5 protein-coding genes and 1 pseudogene are annotated in these 9822 nt (G+C 74.0%); all 6 read right to left on the bottom strand.

Features of this window, described 5'->3' with window-relative positions; translation table 11 throughout:
- Nucleotides 1–28 precede the first annotated feature (28 nt).
- On the bottom strand, nt 29–3967 hold the full coding sequence (locus ACWGIU_RS18725) for an amino acid adenylation domain-containing protein (protein WP_453707148.1): 3939 nt from the start codon (nt 3965–3967) through the stop codon (nt 29–31).
- Nucleotides 3968–3982: 15 nt separating this feature from the next.
- A complete protein-coding gene (locus ACWGIU_RS18720; protein ID WP_453707146.1) occupies nt 3983–5197 on the bottom strand; it encodes a cytochrome P450 in 1215 nt (404 codons plus the stop codon).
- A gap of 1 nt (nt 5198) precedes the next feature.
- Nucleotides 5199–5381: pseudogene (locus tag ACWGIU_RS18715) on the bottom strand (MbtH family protein); the annotation flags it as partial.
- Nucleotides 5382–5418: 37 nt separating this feature from the next.
- A complete protein-coding gene (locus ACWGIU_RS18710) occupies nt 5419–6189 on the bottom strand; it encodes a thioesterase II family protein (RefSeq protein WP_453707144.1) in 771 nt (256 codons plus the stop codon).
- 3 nt (nt 6190–6192) lie between these two features.
- A complete protein-coding gene (locus ACWGIU_RS18705) occupies nt 6193–8097 on the bottom strand; it encodes a non-ribosomal peptide synthetase (RefSeq protein WP_453707142.1) in 1905 nt (634 codons plus the stop codon).
- The gene (locus tag ACWGIU_RS18700) at nt 8094–9605 is read right to left on the bottom strand and encodes an aldehyde dehydrogenase family protein (RefSeq protein ID WP_453707150.1); all 1512 of its coding nucleotides are present in this window, start codon (nt 9603–9605) and stop codon (nt 8094–8096) included. The genes ACWGIU_RS18705 and ACWGIU_RS18700 overlap by 4 nt, the downstream gene beginning before the upstream one ends.
- Nucleotides 9606–9822: the final 217 nt, after the last annotated feature.

Raw genomic sequence — 9822 nt, 5'->3', positions numbered from 1 at the left:
CACAGAGCCGGGCCGGAGCGTGCGGGCGTCAGCGCTTGCGGCGCAGCACCGCGTAGTAGCCGGGCAGCCGCAGTGCGGCGGAGTCCGACCGCGGGTCGATCGCGTGCAGTTCTATCGCTTCGTCCTCGACGACCTCCCACCCGTCCGCGCCGAACGCCTCGGCCAGTTCGGGCCGGGTGAAGCGGTGCGAGTGCCGGACACCGGCCGCCTCCAGCGGGCCGACCAGGTCCTCGGCGCGGCCTCGCTTGCCGCCGACGAAGCCGAGGTAGCCGAAGGAGTTGCTGGAGTAGTCGGGCTCGTGGACGATCAGCGTGCCCTCGTCTCCCAGCAGATGGTCGGCGACGGCGGCGAGCCGGGCCCGGGCCTCGCTGTCCAGGACGTGGAAGACGCCGCGGACGAAGATGTTGTACGGACCCTCCCCCAGGACGGCCGCCTGCTCGGCGTCGGTCATGTCGATCGCCAGGTAGTCCACGTTCGCGACGCCCTCGGCTTCACGCTTGGCGTGCTCGATGGCGCTGGCCGAGACGTCGACGCCGATGACCGAGGGGTAGTGCGGGGCGAGTTCGCGGCTGTAGCGGCCGTTGCCGCAGCCCAGGTCGATGACCGGCAGGCCGGCGCGGAAGTGGCGCTGCGCCTTGTCCAGCAGCCAGTGGAACTCCTCGCCGCTGTCGGCGTCCCAGATGACGTCGCCGCCGCGTCCGGTGCGCCGGATCCCGGCCCAGTACCGCTCCCAGGCGTCGCCGGTGTCGCGCTCCTCGGTCTTGCCGGGGGTGGCGCTCTGCGCGCCGGGCGGCGGGGAGTGGCGCTCCCAGACCTCGTCCTCGGCGAGGGCGTCCAAGAGGGCGTTGAACTCCTCGAACATCGAGTCGATGAGTCCGTCCGGGTAGACGGCGGGCAGGAAGTCCCAGTTGAAGGTGAGACCGTCGGGCTTCTCGAAGACCTGGAAGTCGAGGGAGACCTGGGGGGTCTGCGAGATGCCGTAGACCGGGGCGCCCAGCTCGGTCTCCTCGTACTGCGGCGGATGACCGGCCAGGCTGGTCATCACCACGGGCATGGCCGGGGCGAGGGAGCCGCGCAGCTTGGTCAGCTCGCGCAGCACCTGCACCCCGCTGAAGTAGCGGTGCTCCAGGTCGGCCCAGAGCCGGCGCTGGACGGCCTGGGCCCGTCCCGCGAAGGTGCTCTCCGTCTGCTCGACGGCCAGCAGCAGCGTGGTCGTGGTGTCCGCGAGCAGCGAGTTGACCTGCGGGTGCAGCGGAAGGCGGTTGAACAGCGGGAAGTTGATGGTGAACCGGGCCTGCCCCGAGGCCCTCCCGAGGATCTCGGCGTAGGCGGCGGCCAGGACCCCGGACGGGGTCACCTCGCGGGCGTGCGCGCGCTCCTGGATCCGGCTCCACCGCTCCGGGGCGACGACGTGGCTGCGGCGCTCGAAGCGGACGGGCAGCTCCGGGGCGTCGGCCGGGCGCTCGGGCAGTTCGGGGGCGGGCGGGAGGGTGGCGAGGCGGTCGCGCCAGTACCACTCGGAGCGGCGGTAGAGCTCGCTGTCGCGCAGCGAGTTCCCGACGGCGAGCACGTAGTCGCGGAAGGTCAGCTCCAGCGGGGCGAGTTGGGCGCCGGGGTCCACGTAGTAGGTGACCAGGTCCGGGATGAGGACCTGGAAGTAGCTCCAGGCGTCGGCGACGAGGAAGTCCAGGCAGAGGTGGATCCGGGCCCGGCCGCCGCCGAGCAGGCTGATCCGTACGTCGAAAAGCGGCCACGCGTCGGCGTCGAGGACCTGGTGGGAGAGCCGTTCGCGCAGGGCGGCCAGTTCGGCTCCGCGGGTCTCCTCGTCGAGTGCGCCGAGGTCGGTGACGGGGATCTCGTAGGCCGGGATCTCCTCGAAGACCTGCTGGGTGCCGTCGGGCAGGACGCGGGTGCGCAGGGCGTCGTGGCGTTCGACGAGCCGGCGCCAGGCGCCCTCGAAGCGGGGCACGTCGAGCTTCTCGCTCTCCCACTCGAAGTAGCCGTGGCAGCCGACGTTGCCCAGTTCCACGAGGCCGCCGCGGCCGATCCACAGGGCCTGCTGGCTCTCGGTGAGCGGGAACGGGTCGAAGCGCGCGGCGGGGTCCGCGACGATCGCCGGGAGTCCGCCGAAGGAGCCGCGGCCGCCCGCACGCTCGGTGGTGAGGAGGGTGGCGAGCTCGGCGACGGTGGGGCAGGTGGAGAGGTCGGAGAGGCTGAGCTCGACGCTGTAGCGGCGGCGGATCTCGTCGATCAGCTGGAAGGCCAGCAGCGAATGTCCGCCCAGCTCGAAGAAGTTGTCGTGGATGCCGACGCCGTCGGTGCGGAAGGCTTCGGCCCACAGCCGGCTGAGCCCGTCCTCGACCTCGTTCCGGGGTGCCTCGTAGCCGGCGCCGACCGCGTCGCGGCCCTCCGGGGGCTCGGGCAGGCTCCGCCGGTCGACCTTGCCGTTGGGCAGCCGCGGGAGGGACGGCAGGACGACGACGGTCGCGGGGACCATGTAGTAGGGCAGGGTGCGGGCGACATCGGCGCGCACGGCGGCGGAGTCCGGTTCGGCCGCGCCGGCCGGGGACACGTAGGCGATGAGCCGCTTGTCGCCGGGGCCGCGCTCCTGGGTGACGACGACGGCCTCGGCGACGTCGTCGAGGCGGGCGATATGCGTCTCGACCTCGCCGAGCTCGACGCGGAAGCCGCGGATCTTGACCTGGGAGTCGGACCGGCCGAGGAGTTCGACGGCGCCGTCCTCGCGGCGGCGGGCGAGGTCGCCGGTGTCGTAGAGCACCGGGTGCGGGTCGTCGGCGACGAAGTTGGGGTGGAACTTCGCGGCGGTGAGCTCGGGGCGGCCGTGGTAGCCGGCCGCGACCCCGGCGCCGGAGACGTGGAGGCGGCCGACCTCGCCCTCGGGCACCGGGCTGCCGTCCTCGTCCAGGAGGTGGACGCGGAGGTTGGCGATGGGCACGCCGACCGGGACCTGCCGGGTGGCCCGGACCTCGTCGGCGGTGGCCTGGCTGGTGAAATCGACCCCGGCGCCGAGGTCGAGGCAGGACAGGACGTTGGTGGTCTCGGTGGTGCCGTAGGTCATCACGACCCGGAACGGGGTGTCGACGGGCGGCCAGCTGTGGACGCGCTCGGCGGTGGTCACCAGGATCCGCAGCGCGGTGTCCGCGGGCCACCGCAGGCCCCAGGCGGGCTCGGCGAGGGCGGCCACCAGCATGGTGTGGGTGATGCCCTCGCCGACGAGCCAGTCGCGGATCTGCTCCGGGGTCTGCGCCTGCCCGGCCTCCGGGATGTGGATGGCCGCGCCGGCGGGCAGGTAGGCGAGCCACTCCATGATCTGGACGGCGAAGCCGGGGGTGGACATCCAGGAGGCGCGGTCGCCGGGCCGGACCCCGTAGGCGCGGGTGGTCCAGTGCACGAGGTTGGTGAGCGCCCCGTGCCGTTCCAGGACGGCCTTGGGGGTACCGGTCGAGCCGGAGGTGTAGATGAGGTGGCTGACGGTGTCGGGTCCGGTCACGACCGCGGGCGCGGTGTCGGGCAGGCCGGCCCCCGCGGTGGGGACCTCGGCCTGCGGGATGTCCCCGGGTATCCGGCCGCCGAGGTCGGCCGGGGTGAGGACGAGCAGCGGTGCGGCGTCGGCGATCATCGCCGCGAGCCGGTCGTCGGGGTTGACCGGGTCGAGGGCGACGATCGCGGCGCCGGTCTTGAGGATGGCGAGGGAGCCGATGACGTAGTCGGCGCTACGGGGGTAGCAGAGGCCGATCCGGGCCCCGGCGGCGGCGCCGCGGGCGATCAGCGCGTGCGCGAGCCGGTTGGTGGCGGCCTCCAGTTCCGCGTAGGTCCAGCTGCGGTCGCCCTGCGCGAGGGCGGTGGCCCGGGGGGTGCGGGCGGCCTGCTCGGCGAGGAGCTGCGGATACCCGGTGGTCGGGAAGGCGGCGTCCGAGCGGTTGAAGTCGACGAGTGCGGTGGTCACAGTGCGGGCCCTTTCTTACTTCGCGAAGGCTCGGCTGCGCAGCAGCCGCACGGGGAGACTGTTGATCCCCCAGGTGAAGTTGGAGGAGTTGAAGGTGACGGGTCCGGCGAGTTCGAAGCCGTCCAGCACTCCGAGCATCTCGGTGAGCAGGGCACCGAGTTCGAAGCGGGCCAGACGCGCGCCGAGGCACATGTGGCGGCCGTGTCCGAAGGCGACGTGCCGGTTGGGGCGGCGGTCGACCCGGAAGGCGTGCGGGTCGGCGAAGACGTCCTCGTCGCGGTTGGCCGAGACGTTCCACAGCGTCACCCGGGCGCCTGCGGCCACCGGTGTCCCGTTGATCTCGGTGTCGCGGACGGCGGTGCGCAGGGCGTGGACGCCGGGGGTGGTCCAGCGCAGGACCTCCTCGACCGCCGGGGCGATGCCGTCCTGGCCGAGGCCGCGCAACAGCCGCCACTGGTCGGGGTGTTCGGCGAACATGTGGACCGCGCCGGCCGCCGAGTAGCGGGTGGTCTCGTTGGCCCCGGAGAGGACTCCGTTGAGGTTGAAGACGATCTCGTGGTCGCTGAGCGGCCGTTCGACTCCGTCGCCCTCGTCCACGAGGGTGTCGTGGGCGATCTGGCTGACCAGGTCGTCGCCGGGACGGGCCCGGCGCTCGGCGAGCAGCTCGATGAAGTAGAGGAAGATCTCCGAGTGCGCGTTGGTGCGTACCTCGTCGTCCGGGGAGTCGAAGGCATCGGTGGTGAGGGCCCCGATCCAGGCCCAGTCGGCGCGCGGGATGCCCATCATGGCGCAGACGACCCGGTTGGGCAGCTGTTTGGCGAGGTCGATGAAGTCCAGTTCGTCGCGTTCGACGGCCTCGGTCACCAGCTCGCCGACCACCTTGGCGACCATCGCCTCCAGGCGCGGCATCTGCTGCGGTCCGAAGGCCTGGTAGAGGGCCCGCTTGAGGCGGGTGTGGTGGGGGACGTCGGAGACGATGAGCATGCGCTGGGCGACGGCGGCGACGGCGGCCGGGTCGCTGCCCAGCCGCATGCCGCGGGCCGAGCTGAAGGTGTCGCTGTCGGCGTAGACCTCTTTGATGTCGCGGTGCCGGCTCAGCACCCAGAAGCCGCCGTCGTCGCTGCCGGGCTCGGGGTGCCAGTGGACGGGCGAGTTGGCGCGCAGCCAGGTGAAGGTGGGCCAGAAGTCGTTGCGGCCGAAGGGGCCCGGGTCGAGCAGGTCGATCTCCATCTCAGGCTCCTCGCAGGCTGAGCGGGCGGGTGTCGGGCCAGTGGGCGTCCACGAAGCCGGCGCATTCGTCCTCGGTGCCGTCGAACCCGGCCGGCGTCCAGCCGTCGGGGGTCTCACGGGTGGCGGGGTACAGCGCGTACTGCCCCTCGTGGTTCACGAGGACCTGGTGGGTGGTGGGCACGGTGTCCTCCGGACTCGGGCGGGTGGGGGCGGTCGGGCGCTCAGGCGCCGGTCGTGGTGGGGGCGGGTGCGGGGTCGGGAGAGTCGGCGCCCGCGGCCCGCAGCAGTGCGGTCAGGTGGTCCAGTACGGGCCGCGGGTGGCGCAGTACGGCGTGATGGCCGCCCGTGGTGGTGTGCCGGGTGAAGGCGGCGGTGGTGATAGCGGCCCAGCCGTCCAGGTCGGCGGAGGTGACGGTCTCGTCGCCGTCGGCACCCCAGGCGTGGACGGGCATGCCGAGGCGGACGCCCGGCTTGTGGACGTAGCTCAGGGACAGTTGGGCATCCTTGCGGAGCATCGCGACCATCAGGGCGCGGGTGTCCTCGTCGAGCAGTTCGGGGTCGAGGCCGGCCGTGTCGAAGAGCTTGTCCAGCTCCTCGCCGTCGTCGACGATGCCGCGGCCGGCGCCGTCCCAGTGGCCGGGGGCCCGGCATCCGCTGACGACCAGGGCCCGCGGGGCGACCCGGTTGGAGACCTCGTAGCCGAGGAGGCCGCCGAAGCTGTGGCCGAAGACGATCAGCGGCCGGCCGGCGACGATGTCCCGCAGTTCCGCGGCGATGGCCTCGACCGCCTCGTCGAAGGTGTCCGGCATGGGGTCCCGCCAGCGGTTCTCGCGGCCCGGCAGCTGTACTCCGTACACCTGGGCGGTGCCGGCCAGCTCGGGCTGCCAGGATCGGAACTGCTGGCAGCCGGCCCCGGCGGGGGGCAGACACAGCAGGACGGGCAGGGCCCGGTCGGCGGGGTCGTCGGTCCAGGTGGAGATCCAGGCGCCCATGGCTCAGGCCCCTTCCGCGGTGTCGGCGGAGGGGTCGGCGGCGGACGCTTCCCGCTCGGCGGAGAGACGGTCGAGTTCGGCGGCGAAGTGCCGGGCCGTCGGCTCGGCCAGCAGCGCGCCGAGGCCCACGCGCAGTCCGGTGACGCGGCGCAGTTCCGACACCGCGCGGGCGGCGGCCAGGGAGTGGCCGCCCAGCTCGAAGAAATCCGCGTCGGGGCCGGGGATCTCGGTGGCGAGCACGTCGGCCCAGACGGCCATCACGATGCGCTCGCTCGTGGTCGGACCGCCGCCCGGGGCCACCACCGGTGTGCCGGGCGTCCGTTCCGGGGCCGCCAGGGCCTTGGCCAGCGCCTCGCGGTCGGCCTTTCCGGTGCTGAGGGTCGGGATCCGGTCGAGCACCCGTACGGTGCCGGGCACCGCGGCCGCGGGCAGCTGCTTGCGGCAGCGTTCCACGACCAGGTCGGCGAGGCCCGCCGGGTCGGTACCGGGGGCCGCGACCACGGCGAGGCCGAGGGTCTGTCCCGCGGCGAGCGGGCAGCAGGCGGCGGCGACGACCTCGGGGAGTTCGGCCGCGATCCGCTCCACCTCACCCAGTTCGATGCGGTGACCGCGGATCTTCACCTGGTCGTCGCGGCGGCCCCGGTACTCCAGTTCGCCGCTCGGGCGGCGGACCACCACGTCGCCGGTGCGGTACATGCGGGTGCCGCCGCCCTGGAAGGGGTCGGGCAGGAAGCGGCTCGCGGTGAGCCCGGGCCGGCCGCGGTAGCCGCGGGCGACGGCGGGGCCGCCGAGGTAGAGCTCGCCCTCGGTGCCGGCGGCGACCGGGCGGAGTTCCTCGTCCAGGACGTAGGCCCGGTAGCCGGGCAGTGGTCGTCCGATGGTGGTCACGTCGTCCCCTCGTCGGCTGTCGGCCCAGGTCGCGGCAATGGTCACCTCCGTCGGCCCGTACACGTTGAGCAGCCGGCGGCCGCCGGCGAACCGCTCGGCCAGCGCGGCCGGGCAGGCCTCCCCGGCGACCACGACCACCTCGGCGGAGTCGATCCCGGCGCCGTGCGCGGCGAGCAGCGACGGAGTGAGGGAGACGGTGCGCAGGCCGGCGGGCAACGGCTCGCGGCCTTCGGCGGCGGCCTGGCGCAGCCCGTCCAGGGAGAGGTCGGTCAGGGCGACCCCTTGGCCGTGTGTCAGGTAGAGCAGGGTGCACCACAGCCAGCCGTCGAAGGCGGGCGAGACGGCGTTGAGGCCCATGCCGCCGGGGCGCAGGCCGAGGCCGCCGATGGCCTCGACGAAGGTGTCCAGGCCCCGGTAGGTGACCTCGACCCCCTTGGGGCGGCCGGTGGTTCCGGAGGTGTAGATGAGGTACGAGCAGCTGTCGGGGGCCGGTACCGACACCGCGAGCGCGCCGGGGGCGCCTCGGCGCACGTCGGCGGGGGCCAGCAGGGTGATCCCGCCGGGCTCCAGGCCCGTGGGTACCTCGGTGGCGACCAGGACGGCGGCCCCGGCGTCGCGCAGGACCCGGCCGAGGCGCTCGACGGGATGCGCCGGGTCCAGGGGGACGGCGGTCCCGCCGAGGCTCCAGACGGCGAGCAGGGCGGGCACGCTCTCCCGGGACCGGCCGAGCAGCAGCCCGACAGAGGTCTCCGGGCCGACTCCGGCCGCGGCGAGCGCGGTGGCGTACCGTGCGGTGCGGGCGGTGAGTGCCGCGTAGGTGAGGGTGCCGTCGAAGCCCTTGACGGCGGTCTCGTCCGGCTGTTCGCGGGTCCACCGCTCCAGGCGGGCGAACAGCGGCGGGAGTGCGCCGTCGGCCGGTCCGGCGGGGCCCGGTTCGGCCCGGGCCGCGCGGGGCGGTGCGTCGTCGGCCGGTACGTCCGGGGCGGTGGCCCTGGCGGACTCGGCGTGCCGGTCGGTCATCCGTCGTTCCTCTCGGTGTCCGCGGGGCGGGCGGCCGCGGTGGCCCGCAGGCGTGGGCCGACCACCTGGCCTCCCGTGCCCTGCGGGAGCTGCATCGCCTTGGTCTCCAGGAAGGCCTCCAGCCCGGCGGCACCGCATTCGCGCCCGATCCCGGACTGCTTGAACCCGCCGAACGGCGCGGCCGGGTTGAACTGGCCGCCGTTCACGTCGACCAGGCCGGAGCGGAAGCGCCGGGCCACCTGCTCCGCGCGGGCGGCGTCGCCGGACCAGACCGCGCCGTGCAGGCCGTAGCGGGTGCCGTTGACGATCCGGACGGCCTGGTCCTCGTCGTCGTAGGGGATGACCGAGAGGACCGGCCCGAAGATCTCCTCCTGGCCGATCGTGCTCAGCGGGTCCACGTCGGCGAAGACCGTCGGCCGGACGTAGTAGCCGGTGTCCAGTCCGGCGGGCCGGTCGGGGCCGCCGCGGACCAGGCGGCCGGCGCCCTCCTCGATGCCCCGCCGGATGTACTGGGTGACACGTGCGTGCGCGGCGGCGGACACCAGCGGGCCGAGGTCGGTCGCGGGGTCGCGCGGGTCGCCGGTCACGTACCCGGCCATCGCTTCTCCGGCGAGCTGTACGGCCTCGTCCTGGCGGTCCCTCGGTACCAGCAGCCGGCTCCATTGCAGGCAGGTCTGGCCGGTGTTGAAGAGCATCTGGTCGACGGTGGCCGCCACGGACGCGGCCAGGTCGGCGTCGTCGAGGACGAGGCTCGCGTTCTTCCCGCCGAGTTCGAGGTGGACGCGCTTGACGGTGTCGGCGCCGAGCGCGGAGACCTCGCGGCCGGCCCGGGTGGAACCGGTCAGGGAGACCACGTCGATCAGCGGGTGGGTGACGAGTGCGGTGCCGACGGCGGAGCCGGTGCCGACGACCATGTTGAAGACGCCGGGCGGCAGATCGGCTTCGGCGATGGCCTCGGCGAGCAGCCGGGCGTGCAGCGGGGTGATCTCGCTCGGCTTGTGCACGACCGTGCAGCCGGCCGCGAGCGCGGGGAGGATCTTCTGCACGGTGAGCAACAGTGGGGTGTTCCACGGGGTGATGCACGCGGCCACTCCGGCGGCCTCGCGCACGACCAGCGAATGGCCGACGCGCTCCTCGAAGGTGTAGGACGCGGCGGTCTCGACGCAGTGCGCCGCCATGCCGAGGGAGAGCCCGACATGGGTCTGGCGGGCCATCCGGGCGGGCGCCCCGACCTCGGCGGTGATGGTCTCGGCGAAGCGGTCGGCCCGGACCTCCATGGCCTCGACGACCCGGCGCAGCAGCGCGGTACGTTCGCGCAGCGGGGTGGCGGCCCAGCGCGGGAAGGCGGCCGCGGCGGCGCGCGCGGCAAGGTCGGCGTCCCGGGCGGTGCCCGCGGGCACGGTGGCCAGGGCGCGCTCGGTGGCGGGGTCGGTGACGACCAGGCGGCCGTCGGCGTCGGAAGCCACCCAGGCGCCGCCGATCCACTGGTCGGTGTAACGGGGCGGCAGGGGGGCCGCGTCGGGCTCGGCCCCGGCGGGTCTGGAGTCCTGGGGCTCGGTCGGCACGGTCAGCACGGTCACGGTGGGGTCCTCACTCGGTCACGGGATCACGGGCTCGCTGAACAGCTGGGTCGGTGTCACGCGGTCGCCTGGTCGGCCGCACGGGCCAGGGTGGCCGCGGCCCGGCTGTCGGGCCTGGCCCGCCGCACGGGGCGGGCCAGGGCGG

This window comes from Streptomyces sp. NPDC054840, from assembly GCF_053611065.1.
The sequence above is the reverse complement of the archived record's forward strand: the minus strand, read 5'-3'. Positions and strand labels throughout refer to the sequence as shown.

What these genes read in the sequence shown, in the direction of transcription:
- ACWGIU_RS18720 (WP_453707146.1), bottom strand. Translation starts at nt 5,197, where the DNA reads ATGGAGATCGACCTGCTCGACCCGGGCCCCTTCGGCCGCAACGACTTC.
- ACWGIU_RS18710 (WP_453707144.1), bottom strand. Translation starts at nt 6,189, where the DNA reads ATGGGCGCCTGGATCTCCACCTGGACCGACGACCCCGCCGACCGGGCC.
- ACWGIU_RS18705 (WP_453707142.1), bottom strand. Translation starts at nt 8,097, where the DNA reads ATGACCGACCGGCACGCCGAGTCCGCCAGGGCCACCGCCCCGGACGTA.